At 61.5% G+C, this 25,551-nt stretch carries 26 protein-coding genes; 14 read left to right on the plus strand and 12 right to left on the minus strand.

Translation table 11 applies throughout. From position 1 onward, the window contains the following. The 3 genes from VKT51_09725 to VKT51_09735 form a co-directional block, all read right to left on the minus strand. A partial coding sequence (locus VKT51_09725; protein ID HLJ84437.1) for a hypothetical protein occupies positions 1–589 on the minus strand: 589 nt, incomplete at its 3' end. After that, positions 586–1,740: an OmpA family protein gene (locus VKT51_09730; GenBank protein HLJ84438.1), complete on the minus strand. Its 1,155-nt coding sequence runs from the start codon at positions 1,738–1,740 to the stop codon at positions 586–588. The genes VKT51_09725 and VKT51_09730, both read right to left, overlap by 4 nt. A gap of 70 nt (positions 1,741–1,810) precedes the next feature. Further along, entirely contained in the window at positions 1,811–2,056 is a 246-nt protein-coding gene (locus tag VKT51_09735; protein ID HLJ84439.1) for a hypothetical protein, read from the minus strand. A 2,193-nt stretch (positions 2,057–4,249) separates the two neighbouring features. On the opposite strand from VKT51_09735, the gene VKT51_09740 reads away from it, so the two are divergent. The 3 genes from VKT51_09740 (at position 4,250) to VKT51_09750 (ending at position 7,059) form a co-directional block, all read left to right on the plus strand. Then, positions 4,250–5,125 (plus strand): alpha/beta hydrolase, encoded by an 876-nt coding sequence (locus VKT51_09740; GenBank protein HLJ84440.1) that lies wholly within the window; start codon positions 4,250–4,252, stop codon positions 5,123–5,125. Next, positions 5,122–6,012: a dienelactone hydrolase family protein gene (locus VKT51_09745; protein ID HLJ84441.1), complete on the plus strand. Its 891-nt coding sequence runs from the start codon at positions 5,122–5,124 to the stop codon at positions 6,010–6,012. The genes VKT51_09740 and VKT51_09745 overlap by 4 nt, the downstream gene beginning before the upstream one ends. Positions 6,013–6,300: 288 nt before the next feature. Then, positions 6,301–7,059, plus strand: coding sequence for a hypothetical protein (locus VKT51_09750; GenBank protein ID HLJ84442.1), 759 nt, complete (start codon positions 6,301–6,303; stop codon positions 7,057–7,059). Between the two features lie 160 nt (positions 7,060–7,219). Here the strand turns inward: VKT51_09750 and VKT51_09755 are convergent, their stop codons facing one another. After that, positions 7,220–8,542 (minus strand): glutamate-cysteine ligase family protein, encoded by a 1,323-nt coding sequence (locus VKT51_09755; protein ID HLJ84443.1) that lies wholly within the window; start codon positions 8,540–8,542, stop codon positions 7,220–7,222. Between VKT51_09755 and VKT51_09760 the strand changes: the two genes are divergently transcribed. Both VKT51_09760 and VKT51_09765 read left to right on the plus strand, forming a co-directional pair. After that, positions 8,532–9,836 carry an SUMF1/EgtB/PvdO family nonheme iron enzyme gene (locus tag VKT51_09760; GenBank protein ID HLJ84444.1) on the plus strand — a complete coding sequence of 435 codons (1,305 nt, stop codon included), beginning with the start codon at positions 8,532–8,534 and terminating at the stop codon, positions 9,834–9,836. The genes VKT51_09755 and VKT51_09760 overlap by 11 nt on opposite strands. Beyond that, positions 9,805–11,175 (plus strand): hypothetical protein, encoded by a 1,371-nt coding sequence (locus VKT51_09765; protein ID HLJ84445.1) that lies wholly within the window; start codon positions 9,805–9,807, stop codon positions 11,173–11,175. Before VKT51_09760 ends, VKT51_09765 begins: the two co-directional genes overlap by 32 nt. A gap of 12 nt (positions 11,176–11,187) precedes the next feature. Here the strand turns inward: VKT51_09765 and VKT51_09770 are convergent, their stop codons facing one another. Then, positions 11,188–11,589: a VOC family protein gene (locus VKT51_09770; protein ID HLJ84446.1), complete on the minus strand. Its 402-nt coding sequence runs from the start codon at positions 11,587–11,589 to the stop codon at positions 11,188–11,190. A 165-nt stretch (positions 11,590–11,754) separates the two neighbouring features. On the opposite strand from VKT51_09770, the gene VKT51_09775 reads away from it, so the two are divergent. After that, entirely contained in the window at positions 11,755–12,084 is a 330-nt protein-coding gene (locus VKT51_09775; GenBank protein HLJ84447.1) for a YbjQ family protein, read from the plus strand. 72 nt (positions 12,085–12,156) lie between these two features. Here VKT51_09775 and VKT51_09780 read toward each other — a convergent pair whose 3' ends face one another. Genes VKT51_09780 through sufC form a run of 6 tightly spaced genes read right to left on the minus strand, consistent with a single transcriptional unit; the run spans position 12,157 to position 17,507 of the window. Next, on the minus strand, positions 12,157–12,543 hold the full coding sequence (locus VKT51_09780; GenBank protein HLJ84448.1) for an SUF system NifU family Fe-S cluster assembly protein: 387 nt from the start codon (positions 12,541–12,543) through the stop codon (positions 12,157–12,159). Beyond that, positions 12,540–13,802 carry a cysteine desulfurase gene (locus VKT51_09785; protein HLJ84449.1) on the minus strand — a complete coding sequence of 421 codons (1,263 nt, stop codon included), beginning with the start codon at positions 13,800–13,802 and terminating at the stop codon, positions 12,540–12,542. The genes VKT51_09780 and VKT51_09785 overlap by 4 nt, the downstream gene beginning before the upstream one ends. After that, the gene (locus tag VKT51_09790) at positions 13,799–14,110 is read right to left on the minus strand and encodes a non-heme iron oxygenase ferredoxin subunit (GenBank protein HLJ84450.1); all 312 of its coding nucleotides are present in this window, start codon (positions 14,108–14,110) and stop codon (positions 13,799–13,801) included. The genes VKT51_09785 and VKT51_09790 overlap by 4 nt, the downstream gene beginning before the upstream one ends. A gap of 5 nt (positions 14,111–14,115) precedes the next feature. Beyond that, complete coding sequence (gene sufD, locus VKT51_09795; GenBank protein ID HLJ84451.1) at positions 14,116–15,324, minus strand: Fe-S cluster assembly protein SufD; 1,209 nt, start codon at positions 15,322–15,324, stop codon at positions 14,116–14,118. A gap of 2 nt (positions 15,325–15,326) precedes the next feature. After that, a complete protein-coding gene (gene sufB / locus VKT51_09800; GenBank protein ID HLJ84452.1) occupies positions 15,327–16,739 on the minus strand; it encodes a Fe-S cluster assembly protein SufB in 1,413 nt (470 codons plus the stop codon). Between the two features lie 6 nt (positions 16,740–16,745). Further along, the gene (gene sufC, locus VKT51_09805) at positions 16,746–17,507 is read right to left on the minus strand and encodes a Fe-S cluster assembly ATPase SufC (protein ID HLJ84453.1); all 762 of its coding nucleotides are present in this window, start codon (positions 17,505–17,507) and stop codon (positions 16,746–16,748) included. 124 nt (positions 17,508–17,631) lie between these two features. Here sufC and VKT51_09810 point away from each other — a divergent pair, with 124 nt between their 5' ends. The 4 genes from VKT51_09810 to VKT51_09825 all read left to right on the plus strand — a co-directional run bounded on the left by VKT51_09810 (position 17,632) and on the right by VKT51_09825 (position 19,464). Next, a complete protein-coding gene (locus tag VKT51_09810) occupies positions 17,632–18,279 on the plus strand; it encodes a helix-turn-helix domain-containing protein (protein ID HLJ84454.1) in 648 nt (215 codons plus the stop codon). After that, positions 18,279–18,686 (plus strand): iron-sulfur cluster assembly scaffold protein, encoded by a 408-nt coding sequence (locus VKT51_09815; protein HLJ84455.1) that lies wholly within the window; start codon positions 18,279–18,281, stop codon positions 18,684–18,686. The genes VKT51_09810 and VKT51_09815 overlap by 1 nt, the downstream gene beginning before the upstream one ends. Positions 18,687–18,875: 189 nt before the next feature. After that, complete coding sequence (locus VKT51_09820; GenBank protein HLJ84456.1) at positions 18,876–19,286, plus strand: STAS domain-containing protein; 411 nt, start codon at positions 18,876–18,878, stop codon at positions 19,284–19,286. Between the two features lie 10 nt (positions 19,287–19,296). Further along, positions 19,297–19,464 carry a hypothetical protein gene (locus tag VKT51_09825; protein HLJ84457.1) on the plus strand — a complete coding sequence of 56 codons (168 nt, stop codon included), beginning with the start codon at positions 19,297–19,299 and terminating at the stop codon, positions 19,462–19,464. Here VKT51_09825 and VKT51_09830 read toward each other — a convergent pair. Next, a complete protein-coding gene (locus VKT51_09830) occupies positions 19,461–21,881 on the minus strand; it encodes a diguanylate cyclase (protein HLJ84458.1) in 2,421 nt (806 codons plus the stop codon). The two genes, VKT51_09825 and VKT51_09830, sit on opposite strands and share 4 nt — an antisense overlap. A gap of 348 nt (positions 21,882–22,229) precedes the next feature. Between VKT51_09830 and VKT51_09835 the strand changes: the two genes are divergently transcribed. The 4 genes from VKT51_09835 to VKT51_09850 are packed head-to-tail and all read left to right on the plus strand — an operon-like array spanning position 22,230 to position 25,540. Continuing rightward, positions 22,230–22,625 carry an STAS domain-containing protein gene (locus VKT51_09835; protein HLJ84459.1) on the plus strand — a complete coding sequence of 132 codons (396 nt, stop codon included), beginning with the start codon at positions 22,230–22,232 and terminating at the stop codon, positions 22,623–22,625. Positions 22,626–22,674: 49 nt separating this feature from the next. Further along, positions 22,675–24,660, plus strand: a complete 1,986-nt coding sequence (locus tag VKT51_09840; protein HLJ84460.1) for a glycoside hydrolase family 15 protein — start codon at positions 22,675–22,677, stop codon at positions 24,658–24,660. 60 nt (positions 24,661–24,720) lie between these two features. Then, entirely contained in the window at positions 24,721–25,140 is a 420-nt protein-coding gene (locus VKT51_09845) for a DUF1801 domain-containing protein (protein HLJ84461.1), read from the plus strand. Positions 25,141–25,150: 10 nt separating this feature from the next. Further along, a complete protein-coding gene (locus VKT51_09850; GenBank protein HLJ84462.1) occupies positions 25,151–25,540 on the plus strand; it encodes a VOC family protein in 390 nt (129 codons plus the stop codon). The last annotated feature ends 11 nt before the right edge of the window (positions 25,541–25,551 follow it).

Raw genomic sequence — 25,551 nt, forward strand, 5'->3', positions numbered from 1 at the left:
ATTCGCCTTGCGTCAGTTCGTCTTGGAAATATGCGCCTGCGCCTTCATTCGAAGTGCCGGGCGGGCCGCTCGCATTCCAGATGTACGCCGAGATGCGATTCGGCCGGGTCGGCGAGTCCTTGCTATAAAATCGGAAGCCCCATTCGAAAGCGCCAGGTTCTCCCTTTCCGATCCAGTGGAGATAGCGCTGCGCGGTCTGGCCTTCAAATGTCAGCGCGTCGGGCCGCATCCACGCTTCAACCGTAAGGCCTTTTCCGCTCGTGGGTTGGCTGAAGACCGTGCTGTCCGCAATCTCAACAAACGCATCCGAGCCATTGAGCACGATCGCTTCGTCAGGCTCGCTCTGTATCGCCCCAGGCTGCCCTCGCGTGACGCCGCCCTTGTAGGTCCCATCGCGCCGGCCGCTTGACGAATCGCGCGCGACGACGCCCGACTTCTCCTCGAAGCGCCAGTAGCCGACGGGCCCTTTTGCCAGAACTCGGACGTGGTACGGCCGAGCCGACGCCGCACGTGCCGGCCCGCCGACGATCGACGCGAGCCCGGCGGCTCCGAACATCCGCAGCACATCGCGGCGCGTGCGCGTGCTCATAGGCGTGTGAGTTCCACGCGCCGGTTCAGCGCGCGGCCCTCGAGCGTGGCGTTGCTCGCCTTTGGCCGAGTCGCGCCGAAGCCGCCGGTGGTCAGGCGCGATGGAGCGATGTGATATGTCGCGACGAGAGCGGCCTTGACCGACGCTGCCCGTCTGCGCGACAACGCGAGATTATAGGGGGCGGTGCCGATGGAATCGGTGTGCCCATCGATCTCGAGCTTCCACTGCGGGTGCTGTGACAGCAATTGGGCGATGGCGGACAGCGTCGGTTGCGATTGCGGCCGGATCGTCGCTTGATTGAAGTCGAAGTATATCCCGTAGATGTCGGCCGGCTGCTTGGCCTCAAGCGTGGATGCAAGCTCGCTGGTCGCCTGCGGGCCCGGTTGGTAGATCTTGACGACTTGCATTTCTTCGTCTTCGAGGACGAAACGCAAGACGATGGGATCATTCGGATCGTCGAGCACCCACATATCGTAGCAATTGAACCGTATCGCCGCGGGGATCTGCACGCATCCCGGTTCTCCGGACTGGATGTGGATCGCCGTGACCACCGCTGGTTTGTCGTTGAGGATGATCGGCACGCCGCCTTCGCCGACCTTACGCACGGGCGCCGACGACCACATCGCCATGCACATGGCCGACATATAGAAGGTCATTTTGGCTGAGCCCTTTGACTGCAACGCGGCGAACAAGTCGCGCGAGAGTTCGAGCGTCGTCGTTCCCGGGTGATTGCCTTCCACGGGCGTCTCGGTGTTTGGGTAGTCCTTCGGCGGCGAGCCATCGCAGAAATCTTGGAAGAATGCGGTCGAGTGATCCAGGTCCTGCGCGCGCGTCATGCGGGTCGTGTTGACCGAACCTAACTGCGTCTTCGAATCGAATGAGAAGTTCAGCCCTGTGGCGTTGATTGATGTCACGCGCTTGATGGATTCCAGATCTCCATCGGTGCTTTCACCCGCGGTGACGATCGTCAGCTCCGGCCGCATCGGAATCGACGTCAGCGTCCCCGCTCCAGTGGGTGTCCACTCCGGCTTCGGCGTCGGCTCTCCGGAGTCGGCGCCGCTTGCGTCGCTTGTGTCGCTCGCAGCGCTCGCGCCGCTCACGGGAGCGGGGCTGGCGAGGGCCTGTGCCGCTTGTCCGAACTGCCCCGCCACCGAGCTGCCCGATACATCGCCGGCCGATGATACCGGGCCGGGCGATTCAGCGACGGCGGTTGTGGACGACTCATCGGTTGCAGCCGCGACATCCGCTGAGGAAGCCGGGTTTGGGGAGTCGGTGCTGCTCGATGATTCGGTAGCGTTCGGCGATTGAAGCGCGGCCGCCGATGAATCGGCAGCGGTCAGCGTCGGTGTCGGTGTCGGTGTCGCCGACGACGATTGGTCGCCGTGCCCGCATGACGCACGCGATGGCGACCAGAAACACCGCGAACGCGCGGACGGGGTCGAATCTTCCGATCGAAAGTCCACTCACGGATTGCGGCTCCCAATCCCGCTCCCGGCCGTAGCCGACAGGGCTAGCGCAAATCTACCACACTTACGTTAGGCCTAGCAAACGGCACGGTCGGGCTCCCGACAATGCGTGAGGGGACGGCCTAAAGCCCGTCTCGCGAGCGCTGGGCTAAGCGGCATCGCGGTGTCGCGGAGCCGCAAGCGCTGCGCAGTGTTGTGGCGGCGGCAATGCTTCAAACGGTGTTGTCGAGATTCTACCCTGCAGCCGAAGCCGATCGGGGTGCAGTGCTGCATACCGGTCGGGCAGTTGCCGAATGCAATCACCCTCGATCCGACAGGCCGCTATTTGTGCGTGATTAAGCAGCTCGACAGCACGGTGAGCATCATCGACTCGGTCACCAACGTGGTGGTGAAGACGGTCCCAGCAGGCGCGCCCAATCTCGCGGTATGGGGCTCTTCTGGATCGTTTTTGAACCACCGTGCCGTGACTAGACGACGAACCTTAGAATAAACGACGACGCATTACTAGAACTTCGGAGTTTACCAGTTACAGGAGGGGGACTGGCTGGTATTCTCTGGATAGGTGACCGCGATGATCCCAGTTGCAGTTGGGTGGTCATGTGAAATCGCGCGGTGGCCACGCTGGCGAACGTTGCCGGTACTTGGCGTTTGGCGACGATGCCGAGAGGCGCAGGATTGTGGCGGATCAAGGAAGCGAAGAGTCCGTAAACCCGAGCGCTCGCTCCCCGAAGTCAGTCGAAGCCGTGGGAAACATTGCCTTCCCGTATGAGAGCCAGGCCCCGAACTCGGAGTGGTGTTGGGCGGCCTGCTTTCGGATGGCTGCTGCACATTTTGGATGCGCGACACCCGCCCCGCAATGTGCCCTTGCGCAACGCTGGATCCCAGGCGCCGTCAATTGCTGCCTGGTGCCGGGAGCTATTCCGCCCTCGTGCAATCATGCGCTCCCGTCCAATCTCGTTGTGCCTGTCACTAGCTCACTCGGGCTATCGGGAATCGCGATGCCCGCGTGCTTGAAGGTGGACGTCGACGCGATTGTTGCGCAAGGCGACCTCGTACTATTGCTTCTTGACTGCGGCAGAGCACACTACGTTCTTTGCATCGCTCCCGTGGACCAGAATTCAGTCGCTGTCGCGGACCCAGATCCGACCGTAGGTTGCCAGCCTATTCCATGGGCCTCGGTCTCGACTGGATACGGAAACGACGGAATCGATGGGGCATGGCACTTGTCAAGAAGCGCGCGATAGACTGAGGGAGGTAAATTTTGGACAGGTACATTGGACAAAAGGTGATTGCCGGGCTCCTGGCTATGGTTGCGTTGACGACACCTCCGGCCGCCCGCGCCAGAAATTCTCCGTTAGCCACCTTGACTTCGGGCTCGAGATTGAGCTCATTGGTGTCGCCGAGTCCAACACCGACTCCTCAACTCGATGATATTACGAGGCTCTTGGGGCTAAGCCGCGTGATCGTACTCGAAGGCCATTTGTCGTGGGAGCTTCCGCCGAGGGTAAATACGGGCCCGCTAGCTCCTGGCGCTGGCGCAAAACAGCCGGCGTACCGGGGAAGCCTGACCCTCGTGAGCTGTCGTTCGGTAAATAGAGAGGCAACATGTGTCGAGACTCCGGGCACTCCGATTTCAGCGGCGATAGTGACAGGTGCTGCGGTAGTCCGTTTCGATTTGGCCGGGCGAAGGTTCATGAACGCATACTACGAGTTCGCGACTACGAATGGGACTTCGGACGACCCCCGACCCGGTATACCCGCGGGACTATACAACGTATATTGCAGCTACCGTTCTGCGCAACAGCGCTGCGCGACGGGCGTACACCTGTCGACGACGTCAACCGTACACCGCTCGTTTTCGCTCGGTCTTATAAGCATAGCCGGTGGAAATCCCCCGCTTCACAATCAAGAGCTGTTTTACGCTACCGATCGAGACGTCAACGACGGTTCCACAAATGTTGTCGCAGATATGTTTCAGCGTGACCGCTCGACGCCGTACTGCCCCACGGAGAGTACGCCCACCGGCGCGGGGGTTCCGGCTCAACAAGGTCAGACCGAACCTGAGCTTTGCCTTCGTTTCGGCACGCTTACCCCGGTGTCGTTCGATGCTTCAAGAGCTACAAACTCTCCAATTCCGTCCGAACCAGGGCTTGCAGAGGCGCTCGGATCATATTCGAATCCGCGGCCGAGCGCAATGATAATCTACATACACGGCTACAACAACAGGTTTGATCAGGCTTATCAAGATGCCTCAACGTTTCCCACACTTTACAGCTCGACCGGCACCACGCCGAAAATACCAGTGTTGATGTTCAGTTGGCCTGCGAACGGCAAGACGTTGAAGTACCTCGACGATGAAACTAATCTCTCTTGGTCAGCGACGCACTTCCGAGAGCTGCTGCTTAGACTGCTGAATGACCCCAGCGCGCCGCCCGAGATAGATCTCGTCGCGCACAGCATGGGAAATAGGTTGCTACTTGATTCGCTTGTCTACTTGGAAGAATCGCATTCACAAACGACATCAGTAACCGGCGACGCGGCCGTCAAATGCGTCATTGCATCCCCGGATTCCACGACTGATGCAAATCGGCCAGAATGCCACCACATTCACGAAGTGATTTCATTCGAACCCGACGTCGACTCCGCTACGTTCTTCGAGGCTTCCGAGCGTGTGGCGCGTGTCGCTGATGGCTTTACGCTCTACGGCTCGACGGCCGACTACGCGCTAGAACTCTCACGAGAGCTGCACGGCCATTGCCGAGCCGGTCAACTCTTTTGCAACCTCGACATGCCCGATCGCTCGAACATCAATCTTATCGATGCAACGATTTTTCGATGCGACTTCTGGGGCCATTCATATTGGGCAGTGAGCACAACGGTACGGGGTGATGTCATGGCATTGCTTACGGGAGGCCAGCCCATGAAGCCAACAGAAACACGCCCCAATATTTCTTATGAGCCAGCCGACCGGAATATTCCGGTCCCTCACTATGCGTTCACCTCTTTCAACGGCGACGATAGCGCTTGCATGGCTGACCCGTCAACAAACGAAGACGACCCTAACCAGTGAGGCGCAGAGACTTTCTTGGCGGCGCCATCGTCTCGAGCTTGGCGTCAATTCCAACTGCGGCCGAGGCGGCCAGCAGTTGCCGGTACAACACGGACAGTCGCGCGTTTGAGGACTTTGTCCTCTGGGAGGATTTTAGCGAACCGTTCCATGGCCGAAGCCCACAAGTTTTTCGGTTAGGCTCGGGTCCACCTGTAATCATCTTGCACGAAATATCGGGCGCGAATCCACAGCTGTTTGCATTTGCGAAGCGGGTAGCTAGCGCGGGATTCACCTCAATTGTTCCGATACTTTTTGGCAGACCGAACCAACCCGAATCTAACTGTAGCGTCGCTGAGCAGTTCCTTCGGATGTGTGTCACACGAGAGTTCAGCCTCTTCAGCGCTCATCGCTCGAGTCCGATTGTTGATTGGGTTCGAGCGCTCGGTCGTTTCGTATACGCCGGAATTAGCCCTAGGGGTATCGGTGTCGTCGGTTTATGCGTAACCGGGAACTTTGCGCTCGCTATGGCGGCTGACGAATATCTGCTCGCACCCGTGATCTCTGAACCGGCGTTACCCTTTTCGGTTCCGTGGCACCCGGGGAACAAATCATCGCTCGGCCTTACCGGCGACGAAATTGCCTCGCTTCAACGAAGGATTCGTGGCGGAATGCAAGTTGCCGCATTTCGCTTTACTGATGATCCGTTTGTGTCAGTTGATAGAATGAAGGCTCTTGAAGCGCTTGTGACGGACGCGCGTGGGAAGCTGGTAGGAAATTATAGCATCCCCCCGATTTGCCCAAATGCGCACGCGGTATTCACGGATCACTTCGATGAGAGCAGCGCAACTTCGCAGTCGGTGTTTAGTCAACTGGTCGACTTCTTGCGCCAATCGCTTCCCTCAATTTAGATTGCCGAATAGTTCATTTGCGCTCGAACGCGTCTACAAACCCTTAACACAAATAGATTAAGCTGCTACCACCGTAGCTCAAACGCCACTCGCGCCGCATTCTTGCTAAGCAACCCTCTTCCACACGGTTCACCGCACTACGTGGCCGACGGAGATTACGACGAGACGCTCGAGGCAAGGATCCTCTCATCGCTAGACCTAGTAATTACCACAGTTGTATTCTCCGCGACACGTGTTACTATATCCCCGACTTGCCCAGGCTTGGGCGTGACCGGCTGCATGACGTAAGTGACCGAACCCGCTTTGGGCTACCACTGCGACGATACAGTCTTTCCTGAGGGGATCGCGCAAATGCAGATTTACAAGCTAATGAGGTCGTTTGCATTGTCGTTCGTCACGATGCTTGCGCTAAGCGGCGCGTGCCTCGGCGCAACTTCAGACGGCAAAATCGTGTTCCTAGAATCTCCCAATCCGGACATTTCTGACACGGCTTTCACAACCGTTTACGGTCAATTCGCGGGCCGTTTCGCGTCCGCTGGTGTGAAGGCGACTCAAATTCAACCGACGGACGTTGCGGCTAATTGCAGCGGGACCAATAACCCGACCGCCATTCTTCTCACGTGGACAGCCGCCGGAGAGCAGCACTATAACAGATGGTCTGGTTCAACACCGAGCAACGGCAAGTTACAGTATGTTACCGTCTCCCAATGCGATGGCACGCAGCTCTCTAGTATTACGAACTTTCCATCGTATTATTACTGTGAGCGACACCCCTGGCAGTTCCCGATCGAGCTGACAACGTCACTTATGGGTTTCATCAATCTCATACACGCAAACGCAATCCATTCGCAAGCTGTAGCGGGAATATCCAGCGGGACAGTCGGCTTGAATCAATTTCTAAATAACGATGCTCGGAGTGGAATTACCGACAGCTTGGGTGATGCGATGAATTTTGTAGTAGCCAGCTACCATGCGGCCTTCAAGATCGACAACGATTCCGAGACTCAGGATCAAGTTAGGAAGCAGTTTGGCAAGTGCCACAATTAGGCCGCGCTATTCCCGCGGCGGAGTATTAGAACTGTTCGGTCGAACAATGTAAGGCGTAACGGCGCCTCTTACTCGAGCGACCAAAGTGTCTTGCGGTTCCGAGTGTCGAGAACTGAATTGACACTGAAGTTAGGACGCGACCGCATGAATCAACGAACGATCATCTTAGCCGTCGCATGTCCACCAATCGTGACAACTCGCTTGGGGCTGCCTTCAACGGGATAACCACTGGCGAGCCAACGGCGACAATCCTCTCGTTTAACGCATCGAGGTAATGAGCTTCATCTTTCGCTACGCAATTTAGCCCCTGGACTGCGAGTGCGCCGACATCGCGTGCGACCCCGAGGACGCCTACGCCATGAGCACGGGCCTCTAGGCCGCGAGCGGCGACGTCAGTCTGCAAATCGACAAATTCTTTGGCGCTCAACATCGGCGCGATGTCCAGCGCGGCGTCGAGCGTTGCCGAATCCCACGTCAGACCTTTCCAAAACGCGATCAACGCAAGCGCGTCCTCAGCGGGACCGCAGTCGGCGCTGCGCATTTCCACGTAACCCGGACGGATGCGCGCTTCGGTGAAAATCGTGCTTAGCGCATCCGTGAAATCCGCCATCGTCGCGCCGCGCAGCTTGCGCAATGTCCGTCCGTCACCAGGTTCAAACTGACCGTTGCGATCCACGAAGATCAGCGGTGTCGAGAAGACGCGCTCGACGAAGGCCTCGAGCGAAAATTTCGGCGATAGCGCGCTCGAATGCACGCCGGATCGATCGGGATCCGTTTCAAGCCACGCAGCGTAGCGTTCGGATTTCCGACCGGTGGCGACGCCGTCGGCAAACGGTGAATTGGCGAACATCGCGGCGACGATCGGGCCGAGCCGATTGCCGAGGACGAATTTCTTACCGAGGTCGACCTCATCGCTATAGTCGATGCTGGTCTGAATGGACGCGGTGCGCGTCATCATATCCCACGCGCGCGCACCGCGCGAGCGCAGATATGGCTTCATCACCGTGTAGCGCCGCTTGTGGATCCACTTCTGTTCGTCGAGGCGGCGCAGCGGGTCGAAGCCGATCGCGAGAAAGTAAAGACCCAGCTCATCGCCGATGGCGACCAAGTCGGCGAGATATGCGCGCAGATCCGCTTCGATCTCGTGCAGCGTCGCACGAGCATTTCCTGAAAATTCGATCTGACCGCCGGGTTCAAGCGTAATACGACCAGAGGGAATCGCGACCGCGACGATGTCGTCGCCTTCCAGCTCCCATTTCGATGGATCGGGTGCGAGCCGTTCTAGCACGCTGCGGACCTGCGCCGGTGAGATGCGCTGCGAGTCGGGTGCGGTAAAACCTATGAGTTCGAGCTCGAGTCCAGAGGACCAGGCGGCGCGTGGTTTTGCGCCCGCGCGTAGGAACTCGGCCGCAGCTTCCACGCTGGTTTCGCCGAGCGGGCTGGCGAGGAAGGGCGTACTGGAATCCGCAAGTATGTCGGACATGATTGTCTCGCCCACGGCCGATGAGCGCCGGGCTGCGCTCGAAAAGACCAGGGCGCGCACGTTCCAACTCTTCGACCTAGCCACCTCCGAGGACGTCCTGCATCAAGCGCCGCTGCCGGGCTTTCGACCCGTGCTCTGGCATCTCGCGCACATCGGCGTTTTCGAAGGCTATTGGGTGTTGCAGCAGGCGCTGAAGCAGGCAAGCATCGATCCGCGCTACGACATTCTCTTCGATCCGATCAAGACGCCGCGCGAAAATGCGAAGGTTCTACCAAAACGCGACGAGATGGAATCGTATCTCAACGAAGTACGCGATCGCGTGCTCCGTGCGTTGGAAGCGACGGATCGCACGTCCAACGGCAACGTCCTTCTCAACAACGGGTACGTCTTCGATCTCGTGCTCGAACACGAACGTCAGCATCAAGAGACGCTCGCAGCGCTGCTCAACGCGATGCCGCACGACACGAAACGCCCCGGGCCCGCCGCGCCGGTCGGCGAGCGGCGTTCGCCGCGCGGCGAGATCGCGATTCCGGCCGCAAGCGTTCGCATCGGCGGCACGGGCAAGTCGTTCGAATACGACAACGAGCTGCCGGCGTTCGACGTCGATGTGCCTGCATTCCGGATCGACACCGACCTCGTGACCAACGGCGAGTATGCCGACTTCATCGCGTCCGGCGGCTACACGCGGCGCGAGTGGTGGTCTGACGACGGCTGGAAGTGGAAGGAAGAGAATAGCATCGCCGAGCCGCTCGGATGGTCAGGGCCGCCGTGGATCGAGCGTCGCTTCTTCGATGAAGGTCCGCTGCGCCTCGATGCGCCGGTCACAGGCATCTCGTGGTTCGAAGCGGACGCCTACGCTCGATCGCAAGGCAAGCGCTTGCCCACGGAGATCGAGTGGGAGACCGCCGCAAGTGTCGATCCCGGCACGGGCCGCAAGCGACAGTTCCCATGGGGCGACGGAGTCTATGAACCCAAGTTTGCAAACGCTGCCGCATTGAAATGGGCGACCACGCCGGTCGGATCGTTCCCCGCCGGCGATTCCGCCGTCGGCCTGCGCGATGCAGCCGGCAACCTTTGGGAATGGACATCGTCGGACTTCCAAGGCTATCCCGGCTTCGCGGCCTACCCGTATCCGGACTATTCGCAGACCTGGTTCGACGGCGATCATCGCGTTGCGCGCGGCGGTTCCTGGTTCACCGACCCTGCGATCCTGCGCGCGTCGTTCCGCAACTTCTACCGGCGAAATTTCCGCCTTGGTTTCCTTGGTATCCGCTGCGCACGCGACGGCGACTGACACCGCCCTCGCGCGCTCGATCGAGCGCTATAACGCGCTCTGTCTCGACGCGAAGGTCGTCACCCCGTCGCTCGTGGCGGAATTTGCGGACAGCATGCGCGCTGCCGGCCTCACGTTTGGCGGAAAATTGCAATGCCGCTCGCTGCGGCCCGCGTTCATAACGAAGGAACGGCTTGCGGTGCTGCGCGATGCGACGCATGCGCTCGTCGCTGCGCTTGCCGTGGTTGAACGGAAGGCGCTCGCGGATACGTCCTTTGCGCGATCGCTTGGACTTAGCGAAGCCGAAATCGAGCTCGCGGCCGTCGATCCCGGCTACAGCGGCTCGACCGCGGTCTCGCGGCTCGATATGTATTTTGACGGCGCGCCGATCGCCATCGAATACAACGCCGATAGTCCGGCGGGCATGGCATACGAGGCGGGCCAAGCACGCATCGCCCTGGAGTTGCCGCCGATGCAGCGCTTCGCCGCGGAGCAGCCGATCGATCATCTTCCGGTCGACATCGCGTTGCGCGAGTCACTGCTTTCGGTCTGGCGCGAATTTCGCGAGAGACGCGCGCCGGGTGCGCCGCTCTCTCCGACCATCGCTATCGTGGACATGCCGGACGCTCCGACTACCGCCGAGTTCCACCTCGTCGCTCGCGATCTCACGGATCATGGCATCGCAGCGATCGTGGCGTCGCCCGATGATCTGCGCTACGACGGCGCGGCGCTCTTTATCGGCGACACGCGCGTGCACATGGTCTACAGGCGGCTCTTGGTGAGCGATTTTCTGGCTCGTTACGGATTGGACCATCCGTTGGCGGCCGCGTACCGTCACGGCGGCACGTGCGTCGCGAGTTCTTTTCGCTGCAAGATCGCGCATAAGAAGCTGGCGCTCTCCGCGGTCGTCGATCCGTCGAACCCTGTCGGATTGGGCGATGAGCAGCGAAAAGCGCTCTATCAGCTGATCCCGCCGATGATGCGGCTTGACGAAGGGTCCAAGGCCGGAGCGCTGATGGCCCAGCAGCTGTGCGTGCTCAAGCCGAACGACAACTACGGCGGGCGGGGCGTCGTGGTCGGTTGGGAATGCACTGCCGATGAATGGCGCGGCGCGCTCGACGCTGCGCTAGAGGGCGACTACGTCGTGCAGACACGCGCGCCGGAGCGGTACGAGCTGTTCCCCATCTTCGATCCGGATGCTCCGGAAGACGGCGTGCACCTCGAGCGACTGCTCGTGGACTGCAATCCATTTGTGTTTCGGGGCGGCGAGCTTGGCGGTTTGCTGACACGGCTTTCGCCGACCGCGATCGTCAATGTCGCGCGCGGCGGGCAAGCGGTTCCGACGTTTGTGGTGGGGTGACGGCTCGGCGTATTAAGCGCCCTGGTAGACGACCTCGATGCGCAGACCGCTTGGATCGCGTACCCACATCGCGTAGTAGTCGTCGCCGTATTCCGTGACCACGGCCGGCTCATCGTCGACTTCGGCGCCCATCTCGTCGAGCAGCTTGGCGCATTCATCCACCTTAGCTCGCGAGTCGGCGTTCAGCGCCAGATGGTCGAAGCCGACGCGGTGCTTACCGTCGTACAGATCGTCGGCGGTGCTTTCGCCCTTGAGGACGATGATCTCGAATCCCTCGCGTTGGTATCCGACCGACTCATCCTTGTCGAAGACGAGATCGAAACCAAGCGCGGGCAACAGCACGCCATAAAACTTCTTCGCGACGTTGAGCGCGTCTGTACCGATGCTCAAGTGGTGGATCGGGTGTACCGGCATATCGTCGGGCAGGTCCGTTCATAACGAAGCGAGCGCGTGCGATGACGCGCCCATGCAAGGCGTTCCACTAGGAGCGCACGCGACTAGTTGCGACGCCGGGAACCGAGTATTCCTGCACGATTGCGGCCAATCGCCGCATTATCTCGCTTATGGAGGAACGACCACATGGACCATAGTCTCGTGACGACCGCATTTGAACTGCCCGGACGTGCGATAACGCGAACGCTCGGATTGATCCGTGGCATCACGGTCAGGTCACGCAGCATAATCGGCAACATCGGCGCGAGCCTTCAGTCGCTTTTCGGCGGAAACATAACGCTGTATACCGAGTTGTGCGAACACGCGCGGACTGAGGCCTACGATATCATGATCCAACATGCGACCGCGGTCGGCGCCAATGCGATCATCGGCGTACGCTACGACGCCACGGAAATCGCGCCGGGCATCACCGAAGTGTTGTGCTACGGAACGGCGGTGATGGTGCAGGCGGTTTGAAATGGCGGTGGCGGACCATAAAGGTCCGCCCCACATGGAACGCGGTGGCGGACCATAAAGGTCCGCCCTACATCAGCGTTTGAGGGCCAGTGCGGATTTGAGGACCTTGATGCCCAGGAGCGCGCACTTGAGGCGCACCGCCGAAATCGAAATGCCGAGGTTCTCGAGCACGGCGTCATCGCTCAGTTGCTGCACTTCGGCAACGGTCTTGCCTTTGACGGCCTCCGTGAGAAGCGATGCAGACGCCTGCGATATCGCGCAGCCGCGACCCGCGAAACGGATATCTTCGATCCGATCGCCGGCGATGCGGACATCCATGCGGATGCGGTCGCCGCACAACGGATTGTTGTCCTCAAACGTGACGTCGGGATTCTCAAGCGTGCCAGCGTTGCGCGGGTGACGATAATGATCGAGGATGAAATCCCGATACAGATCATCGACGCCGCCGAAATCGTTCATGCGATGCCGAAGATGCCCTTGGCCTTTTCAATGCCGCGGATGAGCACGTCGATCTCGGACGCCGTGTTGTACAGATAGAACGACGCTCGCGCCGTGGCGGGGACCCCCAATTTTTCCATCAGCGGCTGATTGCAATGGTGACCGGCGCGGACGCAGACGCCCTCGCTGTCGAGGATCGTGGCCAGATCGTGGGCATGTATGTCTCCGACGGTCATCGAGATCACGCCGGTCCGATGAGCCATCGGTGGGCCAAAAACTTTTACAGCGCTGACCTCCGCCAGCCGGTCGAGCGCGATCCTGGTGAGCGCGAGCTCGTAAGAGTGGATCGCATCCATGCCGACCGATTCCAGATAATCCACGGCGGCACCCAACCCGACGGCTTCGGCGATCGCGGGCGTACCCGCTTCGAAGCGCGCCGGTACGTCGGCGTACGTGGATGACTGCAAGCGCACGACGTTGATCATCCCGCCGCCCGTCATGAACGGCGGCATGGCTTCAAGCAGCGCTAAACGACCCCAGAGAATGCCGATGCCGGTAGGACCGAGCATCTTGTGGCCCGAGAACGCGGCGAAGTCGCAGCCCCACGCTTGAACGTCGACCGGCATGCGCGGAACCGCTTGGCACGCATCAACCACGCTGATCGCGCCCGCTGCCCGGGCCCGCGCGGCTAGCAGCGCGACGTCGTTCACGGTGCCGAGCGTGTTGCTCACGGCGGTGAACGCGAATATCTTCGCCCCATCGAGCAGCGCGTCGAGCTGCGAGAGGTCGAGCAATCCTGCATCGTCGACCGGCACCAATCGGAGCGCGGCGCCGGTCTCCTGCGCCAAAACCTGCCACGGCACGAGATTGGAATGATGTTCCATCTCGGTCACCACGATCGCATCGCCGCGACGGATGTTGCGCCGACCCCATGCGAATGCGACGAGATTCAGACCTTCCGTCGCGTTGCGAACGAAGATGCATTCATCCGCCGACGGTGCATTGATGAAACCCGCGACTTTGCGGCGCGCCTCTTCATATGCCTCGGTGGCGAGTTCGCTGATGTGGTAGACGCCGCGGTGTATGTTCGCGTGGTAGCGCCGGTAGTAGTCGTCCATGGCGGCGATGACCTGCACCGGCTTCTGCGACGACGCCGCGCTGTCCAAGAACACGAGCGGCTTGCCGTGCGGCCGTTCGAGGAGAATCGGAAAATCTGCGCGGATCCGCTCGACAGCGGCTTCGTCAAGACCCGGCTGATCGATGAGGACGCGCCCGCTCATTCCGGTACTTCCACAGAGATCTGATCGCCGTCCGCGGTGACGGGATACGTCTTCACGGGCATGATCGCCGGCAGCCGCGTGGCCTGACCGGTGCGCACGTCGAAGCGCGCGCCGTGGCGCGGGCATTCGATCTCCCAACCGATCAGTTCGCCTTGGTCCAGCGGTCCGCGGTCGTGCGTGCAGACGTCGTCTATGGCGTAAAACGTGCCGTCATGGTTGCAGAGCGCGATGCGCTTGCCGGCTGCGTCCACCACTCGTACGGACCCGGGAGCGATATCTCCATTTTTCGCGACGGCGACCTTCGGCATGATACCTAGTGCGCGCCCAGCCGGCCGATGTGCGGCGCGACGAGATCCCGCAACGGCGCCACCAGCCGGTCATCGCCCGCTTTGGCGAAGACGTCCTGGAAGAACCCCTCGGCGATGATCTTCGTGGCGGCGCCGGGCTCGATGCCGCGGCTCTGCAGATAGAACATCTGCTCTTCGTCGATCGGACCGACCGTAGCGCCGTGCGTGCAGCGCGCGACATCGTCGATCAAAATCTCGAGCTTCGGCTCCGTATCGGCGCGCGCGCCGCTCGAAAGCAGCAAGTTGCGGTTCGCCTGGTAGGCCTCGCTGCGCGGAGCGTCGTGGCCGATCGAGATCACGCCGGTATACGTGGAATGCGACCGATCGTCCAGCGCGCTCTTGTACAGGAGATCGCTGCGCGTGTCCGGCGCGTGGTGGCCTTGCAGCGTCTGGAAGCCGAACTGCTGGTCGCCTTCACCGAAGATGAGCCCGAGCATGTCGCTCTCGGCCCCGCGCCCCTCAAGACGCACTTCGACATCGGCACGCGAGAGTTTGCCGCCCATCGCGAAATTCAGGGTGATCAGTTTTGCGTTGCTCCCGATCCGCGCGCGCTGATGCGAGAACACGACCGCGTCGCGCGGCGCATTCTGCGCGTGGACATAGGCGAGCGTTGCGTCGTCGTCGACGTGGATGTCCACGACGCCGGCCGTGAGCCGGCCAGGCAGCGCGTGGTTCTCGAGGATCGCCACGCGGGCGCCCTTGCCCACGTAGATGTCCAATCGGGGATACGTGCCCGCCTTCCAATCCACCACGATCGGTTCGGCGACGTGCGCGCCCGCGGGAATCCGGATGGCGCCGCCGGAGATCCAAAGCGCCTGCGCGAGCGCCGAGAAATGCGCGATGGAGTGGCCGATATCGATATTCGAGAGCGCCGGTGCGCCGCTCAGCGCGGCTGCTTCAAGGGTCTGCACGACGATGCCGCGATCGGCATCCGCGGCCGATAGCCGGATCTCGCAGACGGAGCGTTCCGGCTGCACGGGCGAGAGGTCGATGCCGGTAAGCCGCGTGCGGCGCCAGCCCTCGCTGCGTTCGCCGGGCACGGGGGAGCGTTCGTATTTCTCAAAGGCGGCAAGCCGTGCCGCGAGCACCGATTGAGGCTCGGACGCGCTACGCTTGGAAAGCGCCTCGATGCTTGCACGATCCGGCGCGAAAGGGCTGAGGGTCGGACTCGTCATGCTTACCCGACGGACCCTTCCATCTCCAACGCGATCAAACGGTTGAGCTCGACCGCATACTCCATCGGGAGTTCCTTGACGAACGGCTCGAAGAATCCGTTGACGATCATCGTGGTGGCTTCGACCTCCGTGAGGCCGCGGCTCATCACGTAGAACAGCTGCTCCTCGCCAACTTTCGAGACCGTCGCCTCGTGCTCGATACGCACATCCTGCGCGTCGATCTCCATGGTGGGATAGGTGTCCGAACGAGACGCCGGATCCATGAGCAAAGCGTCGCAGCGAACGTTGGACTTGACGCCGTGGCAGCCTTCGTGGACCTTCACGAGACCGCGATACGTGGTGCGGCCGCCGCCCTTGCTGACGGACTTGCTCGTGATGATCGACGTGGTGTTCGGCGCCGCGTGGATCATCTTAGAGCCTGCGTCCTGGTGCATGCCGGAATTCGCATATGCAACCGAGAGCACTTCGCCGCGCGCGCCTTCGCCCATCAGGTACACGGCCGGATACTTCATCGTCAGCTTTGACCCGATATTGCCGTCGACCCATTCGACGTGCGCGTTCTTGTACGCGACCGCGCGCTTCGTGACCAGATTGTAGATGTTCTTGTACCAGTTCTGGATCGTGGTGTAGCGGATGTGCGCGCCTTCCATGGCGATGAGCTCGACCACGGCGGAGTGCAGCGAATTGCTCGAATACTTCGGCGCCGTGCATCCCTCGATGTAGTGCACGAACGAGCCCGGCTCGGCGATGATGAGCGTGCGTTCGAACTGACCCATGCTCTCCGCGTTGATGCGGAAGTAGGCTTGCACCGGCACAGAGACGTGCACGCCCGCGGGCACCCAGACGAACGAGCCGCCGGACCAGACCGCCGAGTTCAGCGCGGAGAATTTGTTATCGGCCGCCGGAATCACGGTGCCGAAATACTTCTTGACGATCTCCTCGTGTTCGCGCAGCCCGGTGCCCATGTCGGTGAAGATCACGCCCTGCGCTTCGAGGTCTTTGCGGATGCTGTGATAGACGACTTCGGAATCGTACTGCGCGGTCACGCCGCCGAGAAAGGCTCGTTCGGCCTGCGGCACACCGAGGCGGTCAAACGTGCGCTTGATCTCTTCAGGGACTTCGTCCCAGGTGACGCCTTCGACGTCCGAGGCGCGCATATAATAGAAGATGTCGGCGAAGTCGATCTGGTTGAGCAGTTCCAAATTCGCCCACGGCGGCAGCGGCTTGGCCAAGAAGATGTCGAGCGCGCGGTGGCGCTGGTCGCGCATCCACTGCGGCTCATCCTTGATGCGCGCGATCTGCTCGACGATCTCGTGATCCAGACCCTTGCGCGACTTGAACGAATACTTGACGTCGTCGTCGCGAAATCCGTACTTGTAATCTTGGTCGACGAGTTCTTGCTGCTTGAGCGCCATGAATACTTAGGCCTCCACGAGTTCATTGATGAGCGGATCGTAACCCTGAGCCTCGAGCTCTTGCGCCAGTTCCGGCCCGCCTTCTTTGGCGATCTTGCCCTTGATGAGCACGTGCACGACGTCGGGTTTGACGTAGTTGAGGATGCGCTGATAGTGCGTGATGAGCAGCACGGAGCGCTCGGGCGAGCGCTGCGCTTCGATGCCTTCGGCGATCACGCGGAGCGCGTCGATGTCGAGTCCGGAATCGGTCTCGTCCAGGATGGAGAGCGTCGGCTGCAGCACGAGCGCCTGCAGCATCTCAAGCCGCTTCTTCTCACCGCCGGAGAAACCGTCGTTGACGTAACGGCGCAGCGTTGCAGGATCCATCTTAAGACGTGCGCACGCGTTGTCCAGCAGCTGCTTGAATTCTTTGGGCGTCAGCGGCGCGGCGTTCTTGTGGCGCGCGATAAGACAGTTGCGCAGAAAGTTGGCGACGCTCACGCCGGGAACGGCAGACGGATATTGGAAGCACAAAAACATGCCGGCGAGAGACCGCTCGTGCGGTCCCATTCCGAGAATGCTCTTGCCTTCGAAGAGGACGTCGCCTTTGGTGATGATGTATTTCGGGTGCCCCATCAGCGCAAAAGAAAGCGTGCTCTTGCCGGAGCCGTTCGGGCCCATGAGGGCATGCACGGTGCCGCGGTCGATCGTCAGGTCGACTCCACGGATGATCTCGGCATCGCCCACGCTCACGTGGAGATCGCGGATTTCAAGAATTCGGTCGGGCATGCGGTCCTCTCGTTGCGGGACGAAAATGGCTCGTCCGTCCTACGTCATTGTAGGTCGGTTATCGGAGATAGTCAAGAATTGTGTTGATTATCTTGGCTACTTTTACTATAATACCTTTGAAACCATGCGAGAGGACAGCTTCTTCCAGACCACCCGCGGGCGCATTGTCGCGGCGTTGAAGCGCACGCCGAAGACGGCGAGCGAACTGTCGACCGAGCTCGGCCTGACGGCAAATGCCGTGCGCCAGCACTTGGCGCGGCTCGAGCGCGACGGTCTTGTGGCCGAAGCAAAAGCGCGGCGCGGCCGCACCAAGCCGAGCCAGCTCTTCTCGCTGACGCACGACGGGGATCGGCTCTTCCCGCAACGCTACGACGTCTTGCTCAACGCGGTCCTCGACGAAGTGCGCCGCGAGGGCGGCGTCGACGCCGTGGCCACGATTTTCCGCAACATCGGTGAGCGCAGCGCGCGAAGGCACGCGCATCGCTTCGAAGGCAAGGATGTGGGTCAGCGCGTGGACGAGATCGCGAAGATCCTCGGCGAACACGGCGTCCTAGCGGACGTCGAACGCCGGCCTGAAGGCTTCGTGCTGCGCGAGCACAACTGCCCATTTAAGGAGACCGCGGTCTCGCATCCGCAGGTCTGCAGCGTTGTGCACACGCTCATGGGCGAGTCGCTCTCGGACAAGCCGCAGCAGCGGACGTCGATTGCGCGCGGCGACGACACCTGCGAATTTCTCGTTCCGGCCGAGTCCGGAACCGCCGGAGGCAATTGATGGATTTCCCCAAGTTCCAGGAACTCGTGACGAACCGGCCTGGGTTCGCCCAGATGGAGAACCCGACCGCGACGGGCGAGTACTTCTCGGACTCCTGCGGCGATATGTACACGTTCTATCTGAAGATCGACGGAGAAAAGCGCATCACCGACGCCTCGTACTTCACCACGGGCTGCGGATTCGGCGTCGCGACGTGCGCGATTCTGACCACTTTGATCAAAGGCAAGACCGTGGACGAAGCGGCCGCGCTGCAACCCGCCGATATTGAAAGTTTTCTCGGCGGATACCCGGAGCGCAAGAAAGATTATCCCGAGCGCGTGCTTGAGGCGCTCCACGTGGCGATCGGCAACTATCGCAAGTCTGAGACGCCGACCACGGCGGCGGAGAGCTTCGCCAAGTTTAATTGAAGCTTAATGCGATTAGTTGATAATCGCGACCCCTACTCTCACGTTTCTCATCAAATAGTAACAATTCGGCACGAGAATGGTACTCATGAACGAGAACCATTCGCATGGCTGCGGCGTACTACAAGTAGATCGCCGCACACGTACCGGCCGGTTGGGAATAGCCGCGGTACCGGCTCTAGGTCAAGGTATATGAAGAACGCCGCCACCATCGCTCGCAGTGCATCCGCGCGTTTCACGCGCGGGGCAGTTTCGCTCCTGGACGATCGCATCGAGACCGTCCAGGTCGGAACGCGCCTCGTCGCGTCAAACGCCAAGCGCTTCGGGCGATCCATGCTCCGCATGCTCCAGCGGTCCGCCGTGCTCTGCATCATCGACATGTCGGATGTCGAGGTCGTGGACAGCTCCGGATTCGGATCGCTCATCTCCGCGATTCGCAAAGTCGAAGAGGCGGGCGGTGCTGCCGCTATCGTCTGCACGAACAGCGCGGTCAAACGGCTCTTCGAGGTCGCGGGCATCACGCGCATCGTGCCGGTCGTCGGACGCCTCGCCGACGCTCGCACGATCCTCGAAGCTTTCGATCGCGACGAGCTCGCGAGCTAGCCGACGAATCATGCAAGGCATACGGATTTTCACATCGCTGGACGAGGCGCGCCGCGAAGGCTTCGCCATCTTCGAGAAGACCGACGAAGGCTATCTCATGCGCCGCGATGAGGGCGGACGGTTCGCGTTAGCGCTCGTGCGCATCGATCGCGAGATCGCGGATCGGCCGGCCAGCTAGCCGGCGCGGAGCATCTCCACGACGGCTTCCACCACGGCGGAATCGAATTGCGAGCCCGCATTTTTTTGCAATTCGATGATCGCGTCGGCCTGGTCGCGCGCGCGCCTGAAGGGTCGATCCGCTGTCATGGCGCCAAAGGCATCGAGCACGCCGAGCGCGCGCGCGATCCGATGGATATGTTCACCCGCGAGTCCGCGCGGATAGCCTTTGCCGTCGAAGTGCTCGTGGTGCGAAAGCACGATCTCGGCCAATTCGTCTTGACCGGCTGCAGCCCGTACGATGTCGTACCCGAGCGATGGATGCGACCGCATGAGACGGAGTTCGGTCTCATCCAATGCTCCCGGTTTGCGTAACACCGAGGTCGGAATCGCGAGCTCGCCGACGTCGATCAACACCGAGGCCCGAAGCAGCAGCGCTCGATCGGCCGCCGGCATTTCGACGTATTTCGCGTAGTCGGCCGCAAGCCAATTGACCGCGATCTGATGCGAGTGCGAGTATGGGCCCGCATTTGCGATGGCGAGCACGTGCGCGTCGAAAGGCGCAAAGTCGCCGATCAGGCGGGCGGCCGGGGCTTCACCTGTGGCCAGCGCGATCGTTTCCGTGCGTTTGCCGGCATATAGCGCGAGATCGGCCGCTGCGACGAGCGCCTCGCGCCGCTCGCCGTCTTCCGGGTAAACTGAGAAGCCGGCGCTGACCGCGATCGGCACCGGTTCGCCGCCGTCAACGCGGAACGGTTCGCGCGCGATGTCAGCCACGAGCCGTTGGATGAACGAGCGCGCAGCACCGGGGCCGGCGTCTGGTAGGATGGCGCAGAACTCGTCGCCGCCGTATCTGCCGACGCTGTCGCTCGCCCGAGCGGCGCGCCGCATCGACGTTGCAAGACCGCGCAGCACGCGATCGCCGACCGGATGTCCGTACGTATCGTTGAAACTTTTGAAATTGTCGACGTCGAGCATGACAAGCGCCATTCGACCGCCGTTGCGCTGCGCTCGTTTCAATTCCGTGGCGATCCGCTCTTGAATGGCGCGGTGGTGGAGCAGTCCGGTGAGCGGATCGTGATCGGCGAGATCGCGCGCCTGTTCGTACAGCCGCGCGTTCTGCACTGCGCCGGCGGACTGTTCGGCGATCGCCGACAGCAGCCGAAGATGGCGTTCGTCGTAGGCGTGTTTCTCGTAGGATTGCACCGAGAGCACGCCGATCGTGCGCCCGCCGATCGCCATCGGCGCCGCCACGACCGATTGCACGGTCGCCGCTCCCTGCCCGATCGTCTGCTTCGTGAGCCGGTCCCGTTCGATCGCATCTCGGACCAGCACCGGCCGCCCGGTTTCGAAGACTACGCCGACGATCGTGCCCTTGGTCGAAAAGCGCTGCGGATCGAAGACGCGGTCGCCTTCGACGAGATATTCCAGGCGCACGGCATCGATTTCGCCGATCTCGAGCGCCGCGAAGAACAGCGGTGCGTCGATGACGCGCCTGACTTGCGCATGGATCTGAGCGAAGACGCGGCGCAGATCGAGCTCCGCCGACACGGCGCTTGCGACTTCAACCAGCAAGTTGAGGTCCGCGGCGCGCTGCGTACTGGCGTGCAGATTGCGCGCATTTTCGACCGCGACCGCCGCCTGTTCGGAGACCGCGGTGAGGAGATCGAGGTGCGATTGTCCGTACGCTTCGATCCGGTGGCTCTGCACGCTGAACACACCGAGTACGCGATCGCCGAGTTTGATGGGGACGAAAAGCGCGGAGCCGGGGCCCGGACCTTCCAGAATTTCAACGGTGCGGTAGCGATCCCAATCCTCAGGGCGCCTGATGATCACCGCTTCGCCGCTGCGGACGACCACGCTCGACAGCGAATCCGGCGGCACGAGCATCAATTCCGTCGTCGATTGATCGACCTCCGCCGCATAGCGCAGCTCCAGCCGTTTCCCATCATCGGCAAGCAGAGCGCCGACGAAGTTCGGTGCATCCATCACGCGGGCGATCAAGCCGTGGAACTTGCGGAACAGCGTGGCGATGTCGAATTCGCTGGAGAGCACGCGCGCTGTTTCGAGCAGGAGGTGGAGCGCACGCGAGCGCTCCTCGGATCTGCGAACCTCTTCATCGAGCACCGCTTGATGGCCGGCCAACGTCGCGCACGCTTCGAGCAGAGCAAGGTCGTGGTCTGTAAACGCGTGCTCCCCTTGCGCAAGACAGAACCCGACGCGCGCGCCGCCGGCACGCATGGGACATACCATCGCGTGCGCGAGATGCTTCGGCACGGCTGGGTTTGCTCGTGCGAGCGGCACGATGGGCGCCAAGATCGCAGAGGACTCCGCGGCGAGCGCTGCAGCCAGGGTCGCTGAATCAAGCGGCTCGGTTTCAGACCGTCCGATGTCGCTGTTGTAGACGTAGCGCACGGGGTGCGATGCGTCGCCTTGCACGGTCGCGACGGCGAGCCGTCGAACGCCGCAGCGCGCGAGAATACCGTGCGCCGCGGCGATGGCGCCCGCGCCACGGCCGTCGGCAAAGCATTGCGCGAGTCGTTCCGCGTCGCCGCGCGTCTCATCCGCCGCCGGTCGCGACAGCTCGAAGTGGTTATCGTCGCGAGCCAGACGCCCCGCCCTTCATCATATGCACGACACGTTTCATGTGAAGCTCCATCACTAATGTAGTATCGGCACGCTGCGCCTCGTCGACGCCTCGTTGCGCCGCGTCACAACCCGTCCCGTTGCGTTTGCGACTGTCACAACCGCTTACGTCTAGAGGTCTCTATGGCATGAGGGACGGCTATGCACGCCCGCGATAAGTATTACGCGTCACTGCTCCAGGCGAAGTCAACGGCGGTCGCCCTTTGCGGCGAGCCCGATATCGCCGTGCTTTCGATAGATAATCACCTCGATGCCCGCGCTGCTTCGCTGATCAGATCGCGGTTCAAGCGTCTTATTGCCGGCGGGCGAAGCGATGCCGTCGTGGACCTGACTAAAGTCGCAGCGCTCAACTCGACGAGCCTCGGATCCTTTGTCTGCGCGCTGCGCGCGATGCATCGCATCGGCGCATCGATCGTGTTGGTCGCGGACGGCGGGCTCATCTCGCGCATGCTCGAATTGACCGCATTGACGCGCTTGTTCCGTGTGCACGCTTCGGTCGGAGCTGCGATCGCGTCATTCTCCTCCGCCGCGGCCTGATGACGACGCGGCGGGAGCGCGACGCCCCGCCAGAGTAAGTAGAGCGTCCATGCCGCGCGATATTCCTATCGGCAACGGCCGCATGCTCGTGACCTTCGACGGCCGCTATCAGCTCCGCGACATCTATTTCCCGTATGTCGGCGCAGAGAACCACAGCCCAGGCGATGTCTGCCGGACGGGCCTCTGGGCTGATGGCGCGTTTGCCTGGTTTTCCGACGATGAATGGCGGCGCACGATCGAGTATGTGCCGGAGACGCTCGTCACGTCGGTCGAACTGCAGCACGACGGTCTCGAAGTGGCCGTCTCATGCAGAGATACGGTCGACCGTGACCGCGACCTCATGATCCGGCGCATCGCCGTCAAGAATCTCGCCGACCGCGCGCGCGAGATCCGCATCTTCTTCCATTACGATCTGCACATCGAAGGCAACGGCATCGGCGACACGTTTGCCTACCGGCCCGACGTGCAGGCGGTCGTCGCGTACAAGCGCCGGCGCTACTTCCTCATGAATGGGCAGGTCGGCCAAGGTCAGGCGAGCACGGTAGGGATCGCATCGTGGGCGACCGGCATCAAAGAGCTGCACGGCGCGGAGGGCACGTGGCGCGATGCCGAAGACGGCTTGCTCGGCCGCAATTCTATCGCGCAAGGGTCGGTAGACGGCACGATCGCGTTGCACGCGCCAAACATCGGATCGCAGGAAGAGGCGCTCTTCTTCCACTGGCTTGCACTCGGCAAGACGTGGCAGGACGTGGCGGCGCTCGACGACCTCGTGCGGCTGCGCGGACCAGATTCGCTGCTTTCGCGCACGGAAAACTATTGGCACCTCTGGGTGAACAAGGAGCCCGCCGACTTCGCCGACTTGGACGAGAGCCTCGGCGGTCTCTACAAGCGCAGCCTACTGATCATCCAAACTCAATCCGACGAACGCGGCGCGATCGTGGCGGCCAACGATTCGGATATTCTCCGGCAAGCGCGCGACACGTATTCGTACGTCTGGCCGCGTGATGGCGCGCTCGTGGCCTGTGCGTTCATCCAGGCCGGCTACAACATCCCGGCCGCGCGCTTTTTCGAATTCTGTTCCCATGCCGTGACCGATGACGGCTATCTCCTCCATAAGTACAATCCCGGCGGATCGCTTGCGTCGTCGTGGCACCCCTGGCTCGATCCGCTCGGCAGACCGCAGTTGCCGATCCAAGAGGACGAGACGGCGCTCGTGGTCTACGCGCTCTGGGAGCACTACCGCAGATTCCGCGACGTCGACTTTCTGCGCGCGCTCTATCGCCGGCTCATCGTCAATCCGGCGAACTTCATGGTCGCGTATCGGGAGCCGCACACCGGATTGCCGAGTCCATCATGGGATCTGTGGGAAGAGCGCCATGGCATCACCGCCTTCACCACCGGAACCGTCTGGGCTGGGCTCGAGGCGGCCGCGCGCTTTGCGCGGTTGTTCGGCGATGACGCGCTGTGCGCGAAGTATGAGACCGCCGCGCGGGAGATCAAAGAAGCTGCGCTGCGACATCTCTGGTCTCCGTCGTCCAATCGTTTTTCCCGGATGGTCAACGTCGGCGAAGACGGCTCTATCGTCCGCGACGACACGATCGAGAGCAGCGTCTTCGGGCTCTGGTACTTCGGGATGTTGCCGCCGGATGATCCGCTCGTCGCCGCGACCGTGCAGACCGTCCGCGAGCGGCTCTGGGTGAAGACCGAGATCGGCGGCTGCGCGCGCTACGATCACGATTGGTATCAGCGCGTGACGGATGATTTCGACGTGGTGCCGGGCAACCCGTGGTTCGTATGCACGTTGTGGTTGGCGCAGTACGACATCGCGACGGCGCGCTGCCGCGCCGAACTAGCGAGCGCGCGCGATATATTGGCGTGGGCGCGGACGCGCGCGCTTCCGAGCGGCGTGTTAGCCGAGCAAGCCGATCCGTACAGCGGCGCGCCGCTTTCGGTATCGCCGCTCACGTGGAGCCACGGTACCTATTGTCTTGCCGTGCGCGAGTACGTGGCGAAATGGAATGCGCTCGGAGCATAACTCCGCGCCCCCCCCGTAACGTGTGAGGTGCTGTCGCGTCGGGAATAGAGGTTCAGTCAAATGAAGCCATCGGAACGTGTCGACCAGATGCTCGCGGAACTCACCGACTGGCGAGGCAAGACGCTCGCCGCTGTCCGCAAGTGCGTGCTTGACGCCGACCCGGAGATCGTCGAAGACTGGAAATACTTGGGAAGCCCGGTCTGGTCACGCGACGGAACGATCGCGGTCGGCAACGCCCACAAAGGGAAAGTCAAAGTCACATTTGCCCACGGAGCGCAGATCAAAGATCCGGACAGGCTCTTCAATAACGGCTTAGGCGGCAAAGAGTGGCGAGCGATAGATCTTTCGGAAGGGGATACGATCAACAGGCCCGCACTCACGAAGCTCGTGCGCGCCGCCATCGCCTACAATCTGGACACGAAGAAGAAAAGGCTGGCGGCCACAGCCGCGAAATCACCCGGACGAAAAAAACGAAGGTGAGGGAAAAAGGATGAAGATCAAGGTGACCGGCATCTATGTGGACGATCAGGAGAAAGCGCTTCGCTTCTTCACTGACGTGATGGGCTTTACGAAGAAGAGCGATTTTAGCAACGGCCCGTATCGCTGGCTGACCGTGACTCCGCCGGGCGATCCCGACGGGACCGAACTGCAACTCGCGCTGAACGACAATCCGGCAGCTAAAGCATACCAACAAGCGCTATTCCAACAGGGTCAGCCCGCGGTGATGCTCTTCACCGACGACATCAAAGCTGACTACGAGCGGGTCAAAGCGCGCGGCGCCGAGTTCACCATGCCGCCGACCGAAGTGACCGGCTCGACTATCGCGCAGCTGAAGGACACCTGCGGCAACCTTATTCAGCTGACGCAGCTTGCTCGCTAGTAATACGCCTC

This window comes from Candidatus Eremiobacteraceae bacterium, assembly GCA_035295225.1.
GTDB lineage: Bacteria > Vulcanimicrobiota > Vulcanimicrobiia > Eremiobacterales > Eremiobacteraceae > JABCYQ01.